This is a genomic window from Leifsonia sp. NPDC077715, assembly GCF_040686855.1.
Lineage (GTDB): Bacteria > Actinomycetota > Actinomycetes > Actinomycetales > Microbacteriaceae > Leifsonia.
This window is the reverse complement of sequence record NZ_JBFBOG010000002.1, coordinates 1,093,921-1,109,313: the sequence shown is the minus strand read 5'-3', so window position 1 is coordinate 1,109,313 and position 15,393 is coordinate 1,093,921. Positions and strand designations below refer to the sequence as shown.

Sequence of the window (15,393 nt, the reverse complement as noted above, 5' to 3'; positions counted from 1 at the left end):
CAGCATCCGAACCTACCTCACGGTGTTCGAGCAGGTGCTCCGAGACCGACAGGATGCCGCGATGACCTCTGCGCCACCCCGGAGAGGCGTCCGCGGAGGGTGGACCACGTTCTGGCTGGCCTTCGGCGTGCTGTTCCTGATGATGGGCTCCTACTCGCTGGCTGTGCCGCAGGGCGCCAGCCCCGACGAGCCGGCCCACGCCATGCGCGCCTACGCGGCCGCGCACGGCCAGCTGTCCGGGCCGGAGTCGAAGACCGTCACAGGGACCCTCGACCTCAGGGTCTCCGAGTACTTCGCCCAGCTCGAGAAGCACATGCCGTGCTTCAAGCGGGACGTCACCCAGACTCCGGCGTGCGTCACGCCGATCGCGAATCCGGACGCGTCCGCCACCGGTCACTCGTCGACCGGGGTGAGCACGCCGGTGTTCTACGTGGCCGTCGGCTGGCCGACCGCGGTGCTCGACGGCGCGAAGGGGCTCTACGCCATGCGGCTCGTGAGTGCCGCGCTGTGCGCCGCCCTGCTGGCGCTCGCCTTCGTCGCGGTGCGGTCGCTCCCCCGCTCCCGCTGGGCGACGCTGGCCCTCGCAGCGGGTGCGACCCCCATGACGCTCTTCCTCTCGGGGACGGTCAATCCGAACGGCCTGGAGGTCGCAGCGACGGCGGCCGTGTTCGCCCTGCTGATCGCGACGTTCGGCGCACCGGCGTCCCGGCGGACGCTCGCCTGGCGGCTCGCCGGGGTGACGGTCGTGTCGCTCCTCCTGGTGAACACGCGCAGCATCGCACTGCTCTGGCTGCTCCTCGCGCTGGTCGCGGCGCTCATCCTCTCGGACCGGTCTGTCCTCCGCACGGTGCTGCGCTGGTGGGCGACCTGGGTCGCCGTCGGCGTCGTCGCCGCGGTCACGCTCACCGTCGCCGTGTTCTACCTGCGCCCGCGCCCCCTCACCCCCGCCTACCAGCCGGTCGGTGCGGGCAGCAGCTGGGGACAGGGCTTCTCCTGGACCATCGACCAGACGTTCTCCTTCATGACCGGGTGGATCGCGCAGTTCGGCTGGCTCGAGATCCCGGCTCCCGCGATCGCGCTCGTGATCTGGGCTGTCGTCGGGGGCGGCATCCTGATCAGCGGGATCGTGTTCGGCGGACGCCGAACGCAGCTCGCGGCGCTTCTCCTCGGACTCGCTCTGGTGCTCGTCCCTCCGCTCTCCCAGGCCGCCGTGATCGGCGTCGCCGGCTACATCTGGCAGGGCCGCTACACGCTGGCTCCCGCCGTCATGCTGCTCGTGCTCGCCGGGATGGGGCTCGACCGCGCCCTCCCTGCGCTCGACCCGGCCGGGCGGCTGCGGCCCCTGGTCCGCGTGTCGATCGTGCTGCTGGCGATCGGCCAGGCCGCGGCGTTCCTGTGGATGGTGCGGCGCTACGTGACGGGTCTCACCAGCACGGGCACCTGGCTCGACCTCCTGCGGCACCCCGTGTGGCAGCCGCCGGGCGGCTGGATCCTCCTCGTCCTGGTGCTGACCCTCGCCGCCGCGGCCGGAGCCTGGCTGACCATCCGCACGGTGACCACCCGGGTCTCCGTGCGAGAATGACTGCGACGCCCCTCTCCGTGCCGTCTCCCTCCGCCACCCATCTAGTACCGTGACTGCCATGCCCTACGCCCTCTCCGAAACGCTCATCGTCATGCCCGCCTTCAATGAAGAGGAGTCGGTCGCGGCGGTGATCGCCGAGGTGCACGCCAAGCTTCCGGGCGCGGCCGTGCTGGTCGTCGACGACGGATCTCTGGACGCCACGGCGGAGGTCGCCCGGGAGGCGGGCGCGCAGGTCGCCTCCATGCCGTTCAACATGGGCGTCGGCGGCGCGCTGCGACTCGGGTTCCAGTACGCGGTGGAGAACGGATACCAGGTCGCAGTTCAGATCGACGCCGACGGCCAGCACGATCCGGGCCTGGTCCCTGCGCTGCTCGCCGGCCTGGACGACGCCGACCTCGTGATCGGCGCCCGGTTCTCCGGAGAGGGCGACTACACCGTCCGCGGGCCGCGCAAGTGGGCCATGAGCGTGCTCTCGACGGTGCTCAGCCGCGTCGTGCGCACCCCGCTCAAGGACACGACCAGCGGCTTCAAGGCGAACGGGCCGCGGGCGATCGCGCTCTTCGCCCACTCCTTCCCCGCCGAGTACCTGGGCGACACCATCGAAGCGCTGGTCATCGCCGGGCGCGCCGGGCTCCGCGTCCGCCAGGTCCCCGTCGCGATGCGTCCGCGCGCCGGCGGCCAGCCCTCCCACAACTTCGTCAAGTCCGCGGTCTATCTCGGGCGTGCGTTCGTCGCCCTGCTGGTGGCCCTCATGCGCCCGCGCACAGCCCTGAAGGAGACGGCGACGGCCTGATGTCGATCACCAGCTATATCTTCGGAATCCTCGCCGCGCTGCTCACGCTCGCGGTGGTCATCGAAATGCTCCGGCGCGGCCGGATGCGCGAGCGTCACGCCATCTGGTGGATCGTCGCCGGCAGCCTCGCGCTGCTGATCGGCGTCTTCCCGGCCATCCTGGATTGGGCCGCCGGACTGATCGGGGTCGGCCAGCCGGTCAACCTCGTCTTCTTCGTCAGCATCGCGGTGCTGTTCCTGGTCTGCATCCAGCACAGCTCGGAACTGACCACGCTCGAGAGCAAGTCGCGCACCCTGGCTGAGCGGAGCGCCCTCCAGGAGCTGCGGATCACGCAGCTCGAAGAGCGCGTCGCCCAGCTCAGCCGCGAGCAGGAGTAGCGGGTTGCGCGGAATGTGGCGACCGCTCCTCGTGGTGTGGTCCCTCCTGTCGGCGCTGTGCGCCTGCTGGGCCCTGGCGACCCCGATCTCGGCGTCGCCGGATGAGCCGGCCCACCTCGTCCGGGCCGCCAGCGTCGCCCGCGGCGAGTGGGTGGGCACGCCGTCGCCGGACGGCCACCTGGTGACGGTTCCGGGCTACATCGCCCGCACGCAGCAGCTGACCTGCTTCGCGTTCCATTACGAGCGGACCGCCGACTGCGTCACCGATGGTCCGGACGCCGCTCCGGCGCCTTCCGACCCGGCTGCGCCCACCACCGCCCCGACGACGGCGGGCCTGTACAACCCGCTCTACTACCTCGTGGTCGGCTGGCCGTCGCAGATCTTCCACGACGACGGCGGGATCTACGCCATGCGCGTGGTCAGCGGCATCCTCGCCTCGCTGTTCGCCGCCCTCGCCTTCGCCGTGCTGTGGACGCTGCCACGCCGCGCGCTCACGCTGCTCGGCTTCGCCCTCGCGACGACACCCGCCCTGCTCTTCCTCGGCGGCTCGGTGAACCCGACGGCCGTCGAGGCGACCGCGACGCTGTCGCTGTTCGCCGCGATGCTGGCGGTGGTCCTCGATCCCCGGTCCGATCGGCTCGCCGGGCGCGCCGCGGTGGTCGCCGTATCGGGAGCGTTCGCGGTCAACGCCCGCGGTCTCTCCCCGCTCTGGGTGCTGCTGGCGATCGCCGCGCCGCTGATCCTGGCGCCGCTTCCGCTGATCCGTGACCTGCTCCGCCGCCGTGCGGTGTGGATCGCGGCCGGCGTCGTCGCCGCGGGAGCGCTCTTCGCCGTGGGATGGACGCTCGGCAGCAACTCGCTCTACAACGCGGTCGAGAACCCGGACTCCACCCCGCAGCATTTCCCCGGCCAGGGGACGAACCCGCTCAGCGGCTTCTGGATCACCCTCGTATGCACAATCGAGTACGCCCACGGCGCGATCGGGCTGTTCGGCTGGCTCGACACGCCGGCCCCGCCGGAGGTGTTCTTCGTCTGGGCGGCGCTGATCGGCGCGCTGCTCCTCGCGGCCGTCTGTCTGCTTCGCGGCCGGTTCCTGGTGTTCGCCGTCGCCCTGCTCGGCGCCTACGTGCTGCTGCCTCCGATCGTGCAGGCCGCGTACATCACCGGCGGAGGCATCATCTGGCAGGGCCGCTATGCGCTGCCGCTCCTGGTCTGTCTCTGCGTGGGACTCGCCGTGGCCCTCGACCGGACGCTCGACATCGCTCCCGCGACCCGATGGCTGCGACGGCTCACCCTGATCAGCCTGGTGACGCTGGCAGCGGCCCACTTCTACGCCTTCGAGAGCACGCTGCGCCGCTACACCGTGGGGCCGACCGGCTCGCTCAAGGTGATGCTGATCGGCTCACCGCCGTGGAGCCCGCCGGGCGGCGTGCTGCTCTGGCTCCTGCTGACCGCCGCGCTGCTGGCGGCGGGCGTCTGGCTGGGCGATCGCGCCTCGCGCAGGCTCCCCCTTGCGGCCGGGCTGCCGGCCGACCACGCGGTGCACTCGACGGTCTAGGCGCGCCGGAAGAACCGAGCCCCGCGAGCCGCATCGGTCCGCTAGGGTGCAACCGTGCCTCCTCAGACCGATGCCGCCCGGCGGGCGAAGACGCCCGCACCGACGCGGTGACGACGGTGCCGCGCACGCGCCCGGAGCAGTTTTCCCGGCTCGTCGCCGTCACCCGCACGCCTGCCCGCCGCCCCATCGCTGCCTTCTTCGCGGCGTGGGCCGTGCTGGCCGTCCTCGGTTCGATCTGGGCCTGGGCGACACCGCCCTCCGCCTCCCCGGACGAGCCCGCGCACATCATCCGCGCCGCCAGCGTGGTGCGCGGCGAACTGTTCGGCGAGCCGTCCGCGTGGGGCAACATCGTCCACGTGCCGCAGTACGTCGCGGATGCGCACCGGGAGACCTGCTACGCGTTCCAGCCGACGGTCCCGGCGAACTGCCCGCTTCCGACCGAGGCCGATCCGGCCGCGCTCGTGGAGGCGCCGACCTCGGCGGGTCTCTACAACCCGCTGTACTACGCCCTCGTCGGCTGGCCGTCGCTGCTGTTCGGCGACGCTGACGGACTGACGGCCATGCGCGTGGCGAGCGCCGTGCTCTCCGCCCTTTTCGCCGCACTCGCCTTCGCCGTGGTGATGACGTTCCGCGAGCGCCGGATGCCCGTGCTCGCGTTCGCCGTGGCGGTCACTCCGATGCTGCTCTTCCTGAGCGGCACGGTGAACCCGAGCGCCATCGAGGCGACCGCGACCCTCGCAGTGTTCTGCGGGATGCTGGGTGTGACGCTCTCCCCCGATGCGGACCGTCTGCGCGGGCGTGCCGTCATCGTCGCGGTGTCGGCCGTGATCGCCGTGAACGCGCGCGGCCTCTCACCGCTCTGGGTGCTCGCCGCCCTGGCCGTCCCGCTGCTGCTGACCAGCGGTCGCGGACTGGCGCAGCTGCTGCGACGCCCGGCTGTGCTGGTCACCATCGGGGTGGTCGCCGTCGGCACGCTCGCCGCGGTCGGCTGGACGCTCGGCACGAACTCCCTGGCCAACGCGATCGCCCACCCCGAGGACGCGCTGCAGTTCCCGGGCGTCGGCGCATCGCCGGTGACCGGGTTCCAGAAGGTGTTCCTCGGCACCATCGGATACTCCCAGGGCCTGGTCGGCCTGTTCGGCTGGATGGACACCCCGGCGCCGGATCCGGTGCTGTACGCCTGGGGCCTCGCCATCGGAGCCCTCTGCGTCGGCGCGCTGCTCGTGCTCCGCGGCCGGCGTCTGCTCGTCGCGTCGGTGCTCGTCGGCGCCTTCCTGCTGCTGCCCGCCCTCGTACAGGCGGTCTACATCCACGGCGGGGGCCTGATCTGGCAGGGCCGGTACAACCTGCCCCTGTTCCTGTGCCTCGTGGTCGGGCTGGCGGCTCTGCTCGGCGACTCCGTCTTCCGGGCACGGCACAGTCGCCGGCGGCTGCGCATCCTCGTCGTGACGGCCGCGGCGGTCGGGCAGCTGTGGGCGTTCGAGGCGGCGCTGCGCCGCTACGCGGTCGGCTCGAACGGATCGGTCAAGACGCTGCTGTTCGGCTCGCCGGACTGGGCGCCCCTCGGCGGAGCGCCCGCGGTGCTGATCGTCGCCGCTGCAGCCTTCGGCGTCGCGGCGGTGCTGCTGTTCCGCGCCTCCGGCGACAGCGGCGGCCGCCGGTTCACGCCGGTTGCAGCAGGTCCCGCAGCACGTCCAGCCGCCCTCGGCTCGCCAGGCGGGCGTAGCGGCCTCCGCGGGCCAGGCGGATCACGCGGGCCACGCGCGCCGGCCGGCTGACCGGCAGGGCGGCTCGTTCCGCCTCGAACACGGCCTTCTCCTCGGCGAGGGTACGGTTCTCCCACGACACGTCCGCTGCTGCCGCCAGGCGCTCGGACAGGATGCGCGAGCGCACCGCCAGCATCCGGTTGCGATCACCGCGGCGACCGAGGACGCGACCGACCTTGTGGCGGAGAGTGGGGTCGCCCGCCCCGATCTGGTTCTCATCGTGTCGCCGGTAGCGGGTGAGCGGACGCTCGCTCAGATCGAGCCGGTCGCGCGCCGCCGCCTGGACGGCCAGCCACTCGTCGTGCACCCACTCGGCCGGGAACGGCAGGGCGATCCGCAGCAGGTCGGCGGTCACCATCGCGGTCGCGCCGGTGGCCAGGTTGCGGCGCACGAACACGTCGAACGCGTGGCCGGAGTGCACCGCCGCGCGCTCCTCGTCCGTCACCTCCAGCACACCGAACAGTGTGCCGCCGGCCGGGAGGCCGTCGTCGTCGATGAGCGTCGCGTCGGTGTGCAGGAAGCCCAAGCCGAGGCGCTGCGCGAAGTACGCCGCCATCCGCTCCAGCTTGTCGGGCTCCCACTCGTCGTCCTGGTCGCTCAGGGCGATCAGTCCGCCCGTGCACGCCCGCAGCGCCTGCTCGAAGTTCGCCGTGACGCCGAGCGGGGTCTCGTTGCGCAGCAACAGCAGCTCGGGCGTCGGCGCGCCGGAGGCGCGATGCGCGGCGATCTCCTGCTCGACGATCGCGACCGTGTCATCCGCGGACGCGTCGTCGGAGACCACCAGCTGCGCCGGCGGCAGCGTCTGGGCCAGGATGCCCGCGAGCTGCCTCCGGACGAACCGCGCGCCGTTGTAGGTGCACAGGGCGACCGAGATCGCCGGGGCCGCGGCCGCGTCGGTCATCGCCGCCCCAGCCGGCTCCGGATCTTCTTCGCCACGACGGCGGGGCCGCCGTTGCGCATGTAGTGGAAGAACAGACCCACGTCGTGGCGGACGCCGTGCTTCTTGCGGCGGGTCGTCGCCCGCTTGACCGGAGCGCCGGAGCCGACGACACCGCGAGCGACCAGATCGGCCGCGTGCCGCGGGTCGGCGACGAAGTCCACCAGCGGTGCCAGGACCACGCTCCAGAAGTAGCGCTGCCGCACGCGGGCGACGTTGCGCTTCGCGGCCGCGATGAACTTCTCGTCGTACAGCACCTTCTCGAGCGCCGCGGCGAGCGCCGCCACATCGCCGGACGGCACGACCACGCCCAGCTTCTCCTCCTCGACCAGCTGGGCGAAGTGGTCGCCCTCGGTGACCACCATGGGCAGGCCCGCCCAGAGGTAGTCGAGGATGCGCGTGCGGAACGAGAAGGTCGTCTCCACGTGCGAGAAATGCGTGCTCACGCCCGCGTCCGACTCGGTCAGATAGTTCTGCCGGTCGGCGTAGTCCACCCAGGAGCTGTTGAAGAACACCGCGCTGTCGAGCACGCCCAGGTCGCGGGCGAGTTGGCGGGACTCCGCGACGATGCCCATCTCCGGGACGCCGGGATGCGGGTGCTTCGTGCCCTGGAAGAACAGCCGCACGTCGTCGTGGGTCTCCGAGAGGCGGGCGACCGCCTCGATGAGCGACTTCGGGTCGAACCAGTTGTAGAGGCCGCCGCTCCAGAGCAGGAGCTTGTCGTCGCGGCCGATGCCGGGCAGCACGCCCTTCAGCACATCGCGCTCGTGCGCCGGCGGGGTCTCCGACAGCCCGAAGGGGACGACGTCGATGAGGTGGTCGAGGTCGGGGTCGTCGTCGTAGTTGGCGGGGTTGATACGGCCGAGCGCCGCGAGCTGGCCGAGGTAGAAGTGCCGCTGCCGCTCGGAGGCGCACAGGAAGAAGTCGCCGCGCTCCAGCTGCTCATTGAGCACGTCGGTCGCATCCAGGACCTGCTTGTCCCACTGCGCCCGGCCGAGCTCCTTGCCCTGCTCCAGCTGCTCCAGGTGCATCGGGTCGTAGACGTCGGCGACGATGATCTTGTCGGTCTTGCGAAGGCTCTCGAACAGCGCCATCGCGAGGCCCTGGAAGACGATGACGTCGCTCTCGCGTTCGAGCGCCTTCATCGAGCGGTCGTCGCCCGGGCGGACGTGGACCACGTCGAACGGCGCCGACACCGGCTCGAGGCCGGCGAGCGACACCAGTGTCACCAGGTTGTCCTTCGCCAGCGCCTCGGCCATGCTCCACGCGCGGATCGCGGGCCCGGCCATCTTCGCGCCGATGGGGTCGCCGGTGATGATGAGCACGCGGGTGACCGCCGGGCTCTCGGTGACCGGGAACGCCGTGGCCAGCTTGTCGTAGCCCTCGAGGTAGTGCTCGTCGGTGTACGACGGCGCGTCGGTCTCGCCGAACAGCGCCCAGATGCGGCTGTCGGCGACGACGCGGCTGCTCTGGATGCGCTCGCGGTCGGCGGTGAGGCCGGGCAGGTGCTCCACGAACTGGTCGATCGCGTAGACGGCCGCGACCGTCTCCTTGTCGATCTCCATCGTCGGGTCGTTCGAGCCGCCCTTCCGCAGGTCGAACTCCGTGGAGTCGAGGCCGCCCTTGGCCACGCCGCGGCGGACCGTGAGCGCCAGCGTCGCGGGGAGCGCCGTCGCCAGCGCCTCCTCCCCCAGGTTCTTGTACTGGGTGAAGAGTGCGTTGCGCTCGAGGAGGTAACTCTCCTTGAACGCGCCGAACGACGACATGGAGGCGTGGTGCTTGTGGAAGGCGAGCGATGCCGGCTCGTAGACGAACCGGTGGCCGGCGAGGTTGAGCCGCCAGCCGAGGTCGACGTCCTCGAAGAACATGAAGAAGCGCTCGTCGAAACCGCCCAGCTCCTCGTAGACCGAGCGGCGCACGAACATCGCCGAGCCGGTGCCGAACAGCACGTCCTTCGGCACCTCCGGTGTGGACGGGACGGGCTGCGCCGTCAGCGGCTTGTAGCCCTGGCCGAACCAGGTCATCGCCGAGCCGATGTAGTCGACCTTCTCGCCGTCCCAGTCGAGCACCCGGCTGGCGACCGCGCCGACGCGGGAGCTGGACTCGAAGCGCTCGACGGCGGCACGCACCCACGCGGTGTCGGGCTTGGCGTCGTTGTTGAGGAACGCGACGTACTCGCCGGAGGCCCCTCGCACACCGAGATTGCAGCCGCCGGCGAAGCCGAGGTTGGCCTTGGACTCGATGAGGACGACGTGCGGCGCCTCGCGGCGGATGCGCTCCGCGCTGTCGTCGCCGGAGGCGTTCTCGACCACGACGATCTCGAGCCGGTCGGCGGGCCAGTCGAGACGGCCGAGGTGCTCGATGGCGGTGAGCGTGTCGTCGGTTCCCCGGAAGTTCACGAGGACGACGGAGACGACTCCCGGGCGCGTGGTGGGCATGCGGTCCTTTCGCTGGCGGATGCGCCCGCCAGCCTACCAAGGCACCCTGGGGCGCACCGGGGCGCGGCGACAGGGACTTGCTAAGCTCTCTGGCGACCCGCCCGGACCGCGAACGGATATGAGGCCGCCACCGCATGAGCACCGACACCGCCATGACGCCCCGACGCCGGGGCTTCCGTGAGCGGGTGTTCTCGCGGGCGTCGATCGGGCCCATCCTCCTCGTGCTCGCCGCCCTCCTCGTCGGGATCGTCCAGGTTCCCGGACACAAGGGCGTCTCCCCGGTCGACGAGTACGTCTACATCGACTACTTCGCCAAGGTCGCGACGCAGGGCACCGTCCATCGCGGCGAGCAGACCGGCACCTTCGCCCGCCAGGAACTCGGCTGCCGCGGCCTGCGCCTGCTCCAGCCGGCTCCGGACGCGCGCTGCGAGCTGAAGAACGCCGAGAACAAGGAGCTCTTCCCGTTCCACGGCGCCACCTCGGCCTACATCTACACGCCGCTCTACTTCGCGATCACCCGCGTGCTCGCCGAGCCGCTGGTGTGGGCCGGCGTCGGTCTCGTGGATGCGGGTCGCTTCGTCGGCGCCATCTGGCTCGCCGCCGCGGCCCTGCTGCTCTACCTCGCGCTGCGCCGGCTGCGCGTGCATCCGGTCACCGCCACCGCCGTCGGCCTGCTGATGATCGGCTCGCTGCCCGCGTACTGGTCCAATACGTACATCAGCACGGATGCCACCGCGCTCTTCGCCGGCGGTCTGATGCTCTACCTGGCCACATTCGTCGTCGAGCGCCGGGCCCGCGTGCTGTTCGTCGTGGGGGCCGCCTTCGTCACACTGCTCAAGGTGCAGAACCTCGCCGCGGTCGCCGCGGCCGTGCTCTACATCGTGCTGCGCGCCGGCATCGCCGCCTACCGCGAGCGCGGGTCCCGCTGGGGGTGGGTGGGCGCCCTGTTCCGTGACAGCCGGACCATCACCTCCATCGTCGCCGTGCTGGTCGCGGTCATCGCGCAGGTCGCCTGGCTCGCCTACTCGACCGCCACGGCGGTGGGCCCCGCCCCCGACATGGGCAAGGTCCGTCCGCTCGGGATCACGTCGATCATCCTGCAGTCGGGTCTCTTCATCGACGGCGCGACGAAGGGCGTCGGCGACATCACGACCTTCCTCAAGGGACCGGGTCTGATCGTCAACTACGCGGTCTCCTGGATCGCCGTCGCGGGCGTGATCGGCCTGCTGATCGTGGCCCGGTGGGGTCGCAAGCGCAACGCGATCGCACTCGCCACCTTCGCCGCTGCCGTCGTCTCGGCGCCGTTGCTCTCGGCGGTGACCTATGTGACCCTCGGCACGTATCCCGACCCGCCGCCCGCCCGGTACGGCATCTCGCTCGTCCCGCTGTTCCTCGCCTGCGCCGCGCTGCTCGTGCCGGGGCGGCGTCCCGTGCCGCGCTGGATCCTGCTCGGTGTCGGCGCCGTGACGTTCCTGGCCAGCCTCTTCCTCCCTCAGGGATGACGATGGACGCGGCGACGACCGATCCGCGATTCCCGGGGCGCCTCTTCGTCTCGGTGTTCGCGGTGCTCTTCGCGCTGATGGCCGCCTGGTCCCTCGCGACCCCGATCTACGCGGTGCCGGACGAGGCCTCCCACACCGTGCGCGCAACGGCGGCGGCGCGGGGTCAGCTCGTCGGGGACGGGAGGCACTTCCAGGCGCCCGGGTACCTGTACATCCCCGGAGCGGGCGCGTGCTTCGCCGGGCGGCCGGACAAGACTCCCGCGTGCGTCGGCACGTCGCCCTACGGCGCCGAGCTGCGCGACACGATCTCGACCGCGCAGACCAACTCGCCGGTCTACTACGCGATCGTCGGACTCCCCTCGCTGGTGCTGTCCGGAACGGCCGCCATCTTCGGGATGCGCATGCTGTCGGCCGCGCTCGTCGCCGCCGTATTCGCCGCCACGGCCGTCCTGCTGAGACGGATTCCGGGCGTGCGCTGGGGCCTCCTGCTCCCGATCGCGGCCATCACCCCGGAGGTCGTCTTCCTGGGCGGCGCGATCAATCCGAACGCGATCGAGATGGCGGCCGCGGGCGGCTTGTTCGCCTCGCTGCTCGTCCTGGCCCGGGTCCGTCCGACCGGCTGGGCCTTCGGGTTCGCCGCCGCGACCGCCGTCGCCTCCACCGCTCTCGTGACCGGCGGCCGGAGCCTCGGGCTGCTCTGGGTCGTCTTCGCCGGCCTCGGCGTCATCGCGCTCCTGCGCCGGGACGACTGGCGTGCGCTCACGCGGCGCGTCTCGACGTGGATCGTGCTCGGCGCCATCGTGCTGGTGTGCCTGGGCCAGCTGATCTGGTTCACCCGGCCGGGCAACGCCGTGCAGGCGCTGGCGGAGCCGGTCCCCGGGAGCCTGTTCACCGTCGCGCAGAACATGTTCGAGAACACCTTCGTCTACTGGCGCCAGCTCACCGGCCTGTTCGGGACCGTCGACGTGCCCGCGCCGGAGGGCGTCCAGACGCTGTGGACCGCGCTCTTCCTCACGATCCTCGTCCTGCCCCTCGTGCTGGGCCGCGGCCGCGAGCGGTGGGTGGCCGCCGGCTTCACCGCCGCGCTGCTCATCGTGCCCGTCATCACGCAGGTCGCACTGTGGCGACAGGTCGGCGACGTCTGGCAGGGCCGCTACGTGCTGGCCCTGCTGCTCCTCGCCGCCATCGCGGGCGGCCTCGCCCTCGACGCGGCAGGACTCCGCCCCGGCCGCGGCTCGCTCGCGGTGCTGCGAACGCTCCTGGTGCTGGTCGCCGTCGGTCAGTTCGCCGCGTTCGCGTTCGCCCTGCGCCGCTACGCCGTGACGAACGGCTCGTGGCCGCAGTTCCTCCTCGATCCGCAGTGGCAGCCGCCCGCGGGCACGATCGTGCTCACGCTGGTCGTCATCGCCGCCCTCGTGTACGCCGTGGTCGCCGCCTGGCGCGCGCTACCGCGGCTCGCCCTGCCCCTGCCCGATCAGGGCGCGACCCACGGCGGAGCCGCCGTCGGCACGGCGTTCGCCTCGGGGTCGGACAGGAACTCGTAGAGCCCGTCGAGGGCCGCATCCCAGTCGGAGTGCCGCTCGTCGATGGTCGCCACGCCCGCCGCGGCGATGCGCTTGCGGGTCTCCGCGTCCCGGACGAGCTCGTCGAGCGCGGCCACGACCTCCTCGTAGGTCATCATCGACGTGCGCGCGTTGACGCCCGGCTCGAACAACCAGCGGAACCACGGCGAGTCCGGCACCACCATCGCCGCGCCGCTGGCCATCAGCTCGAGCGGCAGGTACGACGGGTGGCGTGAGATCTGCAGGGTGATGCCGATGTCCGTCTCGCGGTAGAGGCGTCCGGTCGCCCGGTAGTCGAGCAGCCCGAGGTCGATGAAGTCGGCGCTGGGCGGGAGGTACTTGGCTCCCGCCGCGACGATCCGCACGCGGTCGCCGTGGCGGCGCTTGATCTCGCTGAGCGCCGCGTAGACGAGCTCCCAGCAGTTGCGGAAGTGGTCGCGGGCGTAGGCGAAGATCGTCACCGGGTCGCCGGGGGCGGGTTCGGTGCGGCCCTCGGCGTGGAAGATCCCACGGTCGACGGCCGGTTCGAAATAGGTGGCCGTCCCGCCGTAGCCGCCGGCGTAGATGTCGTGCATGCTGCGCGTGTTGCAGATGCCGTACAGGCCGAGCCGGTACGTCTGCTCCGTCATCGCGAACATGGTGCTCGCCGGATAGAACGAGGGCTCGTAGTCCTGGATGAGGTAGAACTTGCGCGGCGTGCTCGACAGCTTGGCCACATCCCGGGCCGTGAGCCAGAACGTCGCGATGGCGGCGTCCGCCGGGGGCACGGCGGCGAGGCCTTCGTCGGTGCCGTAGTAGTTGCCCACCTCGGAGCCGGCGAGCCCCGGGAACGCGGCGACGATCGCCGACTCGTAGAACTCGTTCGCCGGGTGGCCGTTGATCAGGAACCGGTTCAGCACGCCGTGCTCGCGCGCGAGCTTGTCGGCGATGCGCAGGGTCGTGTTCACTCCGCCGAAGAACGGCAGGTCGAAACCGGGCAGCAGCCAGTTGATGGTGCGGACCTCGCGGCGCCCGACGGTCGCGGCGTGCGTCTCGACGACGCGCTCCACCTCCTCGGCGGTGATGGTCGCGAGCGGCAGCAGCGCCGTCGCGTCCTCCGAGATGGTGGACTGCTGGGCGTCCGACTTCCAGGGACGGCCGAGTCCGGCCATGGTGAGCTTCAGCGGCGGCGGATCGTCCACTGACGCGAAACGCGGCACCTCGACCAGCCGGCAGACGTTCGGGGAGATGTAGGGGTCGCCCGCCGCCAGCCACGGCTGGTAACGCCAGTAGCTGGCGAAGGAATCGGCGCGCGGGGCGTGCGCCCCGCGCGTCAGCGACTCGAAGTGCCGCACGGCGTCGAAGGGGATGACGACGTTCCGGCGACCGCGGATGATCTGGTCGAGCCCGAGCACCACGTCGCTTCCGGTGAGCTGGAAGCGCTCGTCGAATCCGCCGACCTCCTCGAACAGCTCCCGGCGGATGCCGACGCACGCCGCCGTGACCGCGAGCGTGTCGCGGTACCAGCGCACCGGGCCGATCAGCGAGTCCTCCTCTGGCCGCATCCCGGCGAACAGGTTGGCCGCGAAGCCGCCCGGGCCGAGCATGACGCCGCCGTGCTGAACCAGGCCGTCACCGGTGCGGAGCTGGAAGCCGACCGTCCCGACGCCCTCGCGGTGCAGCATCCCGACCAGCTCACGCAGCCAGCCGGCGTCGACGATCTCGGTGTCGTCGTTGAGGAAGACCAGCACCTCGCCGGAGGTGGAGCGCGCCGTCACCGTATTGACGCGGGAGTAGTTGAACGGCTCCTCGGTCCACCACACATGACGGATCGGTACGCCGGCGTCGAACGACGCGTACCAGGCCTCGTTCTCCTCGGTCTCGCCGCCGTTGTCCACCACCGTGACGTCGAACGCCGGATAGTCGGTCGTCGCCAGGCTGGGCAGCAGCCGCTCCAGATTCGTCCGCGAGTGCCGTGTGGGGATGACGATGGACACGGTGGGCCAGCGCTCGGGTTCGAAGCGCACCCGGACGATGCCGGCATCCACCTCGGCGGTCGCGGCCTCGCCGCGGTCGTTCAGCGCGTGCGCCACCATCGCCGCGTCCTCCGGGGTCGCCGGCGCAGCCGGCTCGACCGGGACCGACAGCAGGACGTGCGGCACCCGGCCGACGGACTCGTCGCTCAGCTCCGAGTGCAGCAGCAGCCGCCAGATGCCGTGATCGTCGAGCGTGATGCCGCTCGCGTTCCGCGCATCGTGCACCCGGATGGCGAACGCGCGGCCGAAGTAGTTGACGCCGAGCATGATCTCGGGCGACCAGACCGGCCGGAACAGCGGGGACACGCGGGCACCGCCGGCGGTCAGCCGGTCGGAGTCGAACGCGATCACCCGGCGCACCGGGTCGACCCGGTGCTCCTTCGCCACCTGCTCCAGGGCGTGCGGGTCGAGCACCGAGCCCGACTTCACGAACAGCACGAAGTCCTCCGGGACGTCGGGCAGCACCTCCCGGAGCGGCGTGCCGGAGCGCAGCACCAGCGACCGCGGCTCCAGCGCGACCTGCGCCGCGATGCTGGCCTCGGTCGCAGCGACCCGGGCCGCCTCCTGCTCGTCGCCGGACCCCGATGTCTCGACGATGACGAGGAACGTGGTGGTCTGCCCGGCGGGCAGCGGCTCGAGCGGCGGCTGCTGCGCACGCCACTCGGCGTAGTCCGTGAGGCCGGCGCCGCGGTCGGCGGGCTCCGCCCCCGGCACGTCGCGCCGCAGCTCCGAACGGAAGGTGCGGGCGGCGTCCTTGCCGGCGCGAAGCACCCTTCCTGGACCGGACTGCGGGGGGAACAGCCGGCCGAGCGCGCGCTGTGCGTGGCTCATCCATGGATTCATCCGGGCAAGTCTAGCTGGGA

10 protein-coding genes are annotated in these 15,393 nt (G+C 71.6%); 7 read left to right on the top strand and 3 right to left on the bottom strand.

Annotated features, from left to right (window positions below; all coding sequences use genetic code 11):
- Positions 1-61: 61 nt before the first annotated feature.
- From AB0P25_RS12340 to AB0P25_RS12320, 5 genes are all read left to right on the top strand, one after another.
- A complete protein-coding gene (locus AB0P25_RS12340) occupies positions 62-1,582 on the top strand; it encodes a DUF2142 domain-containing protein (RefSeq protein WP_363807678.1) in 1,521 nt (506 codons plus the stop codon).
- A 58-nt stretch (positions 1,583-1,640) separates the two neighbouring features.
- Positions 1,641-2,375: a glycosyltransferase family 2 protein gene (locus tag AB0P25_RS12335; RefSeq protein ID WP_363807677.1), complete on the top strand. Its 735-nt coding sequence runs from the start codon at positions 1,641-1,643 to the stop codon at positions 2,373-2,375.
- Positions 2,375-2,752: a DUF2304 domain-containing protein gene (locus tag AB0P25_RS12330; protein ID WP_363807675.1), complete on the top strand. Its 378-nt coding sequence runs from the start codon at positions 2,375-2,377 to the stop codon at positions 2,750-2,752. The genes AB0P25_RS12335 and AB0P25_RS12330 overlap by 1 nt, the downstream gene beginning before the upstream one ends.
- Before the next feature lie 13 nt (positions 2,753-2,765).
- The gene (locus AB0P25_RS12325; RefSeq protein WP_363807674.1) at positions 2,766-4,310 is read left to right on the top strand and encodes a DUF2142 domain-containing protein; all 1,545 of its coding nucleotides are present in this window, start codon (positions 2,766-2,768) and stop codon (positions 4,308-4,310) included.
- 116 nt (positions 4,311-4,426) lie between these two features.
- On the top strand, positions 4,427-6,088 hold the full coding sequence (locus AB0P25_RS12320) for a DUF2142 domain-containing protein (RefSeq protein WP_363807672.1): 1,662 nt from the start codon (positions 4,427-4,429) through the stop codon (positions 6,086-6,088).
- On the opposite strand, the gene AB0P25_RS12315 is transcribed toward AB0P25_RS12320, so the two are convergent.
- Both AB0P25_RS12315 and AB0P25_RS12310 read right to left on the bottom strand, forming a co-directional pair.
- Positions 5,973-6,977 (bottom strand): glycosyltransferase family 2 protein, encoded by a 1,005-nt coding sequence (locus AB0P25_RS12315; RefSeq protein WP_363807670.1) that lies wholly within the window; start codon positions 6,975-6,977, stop codon positions 5,973-5,975. The genes AB0P25_RS12320 and AB0P25_RS12315 overlap by 116 nt on opposite strands.
- Positions 6,974-9,451, bottom strand: coding sequence for a glycosyltransferase (locus AB0P25_RS12310; RefSeq protein WP_363807668.1), 2,478 nt, complete (start codon positions 9,449-9,451; stop codon positions 6,974-6,976). The genes AB0P25_RS12315 and AB0P25_RS12310 overlap by 4 nt, the downstream gene beginning before the upstream one ends.
- A 134-nt stretch (positions 9,452-9,585) precedes the next feature.
- On the opposite strand from AB0P25_RS12310, the gene AB0P25_RS12305 reads away from it, so the two are divergent.
- On the top strand, positions 9,586-10,953 hold the full coding sequence (locus AB0P25_RS12305) for a hypothetical protein (RefSeq protein ID WP_363807666.1): 1,368 nt from the start codon (positions 9,586-9,588) through the stop codon (positions 10,951-10,953).
- Positions 10,954-10,955: 2 nt separating this feature from the next.
- Positions 10,956-12,497 carry a DUF2142 domain-containing protein gene (locus AB0P25_RS12300; RefSeq protein WP_363807665.1) on the top strand — a complete coding sequence of 514 codons (1,542 nt, stop codon included), beginning with the start codon at positions 10,956-10,958 and terminating at the stop codon, positions 12,495-12,497.
- Here AB0P25_RS12300 and AB0P25_RS12295 read toward each other — a convergent pair.
- Positions 12,428-15,361 carry a glycosyltransferase gene (locus AB0P25_RS12295; protein WP_363807663.1) on the bottom strand — a complete coding sequence of 978 codons (2,934 nt, stop codon included), beginning with the start codon at positions 15,359-15,361 and terminating at the stop codon, positions 12,428-12,430. The two genes, AB0P25_RS12300 and AB0P25_RS12295, sit on opposite strands and share 70 nt — an antisense overlap.
- Positions 15,362-15,393 lie beyond the last annotated feature (32 nt).

Coding starts and splice junctions, on each gene's coding strand:
- AB0P25_RS12315 (WP_363807670.1), bottom strand. CDS start 6,977: ATGACCGACGCGGCCGCGGCCCCGGCGATCTCGGTCGCCCTGTGCACC.
- AB0P25_RS12340 (WP_363807678.1), top strand. CDS start 62: ATGACCTCTGCGCCACCCCGGAGAGGCGTCCGCGGAGGGTGGACCACG.
- AB0P25_RS12325 (WP_363807674.1), top strand. CDS start 2,766: ATGTGGCGACCGCTCCTCGTGGTGTGGTCCCTCCTGTCGGCGCTGTGC.
- AB0P25_RS12335 (WP_363807677.1), top strand. CDS start 1,641: ATGCCCTACGCCCTCTCCGAAACGCTCATCGTCATGCCCGCCTTCAAT.
- AB0P25_RS12310 (WP_363807668.1), bottom strand. CDS start 9,451: ATGCCCACCACGCGCCCGGGAGTCGTCTCCGTCGTCCTCGTGAACTTC.
- AB0P25_RS12300 (WP_363807665.1), top strand. CDS start 10,956: ATGGACGCGGCGACGACCGATCCGCGATTCCCGGGGCGCCTCTTCGTC.
- AB0P25_RS12305 (WP_363807666.1), top strand. CDS start 9,586: ATGAGCACCGACACCGCCATGACGCCCCGACGCCGGGGCTTCCGTGAG.
- AB0P25_RS12295 (WP_363807663.1), bottom strand. CDS start 15,361: ATGAGCCACGCACAGCGCGCGCTCGGCCGGCTGTTCCCCCCGCAGTCC.
- AB0P25_RS12330 (WP_363807675.1), top strand. CDS start 2,375: ATGTCGATCACCAGCTATATCTTCGGAATCCTCGCCGCGCTGCTCACG.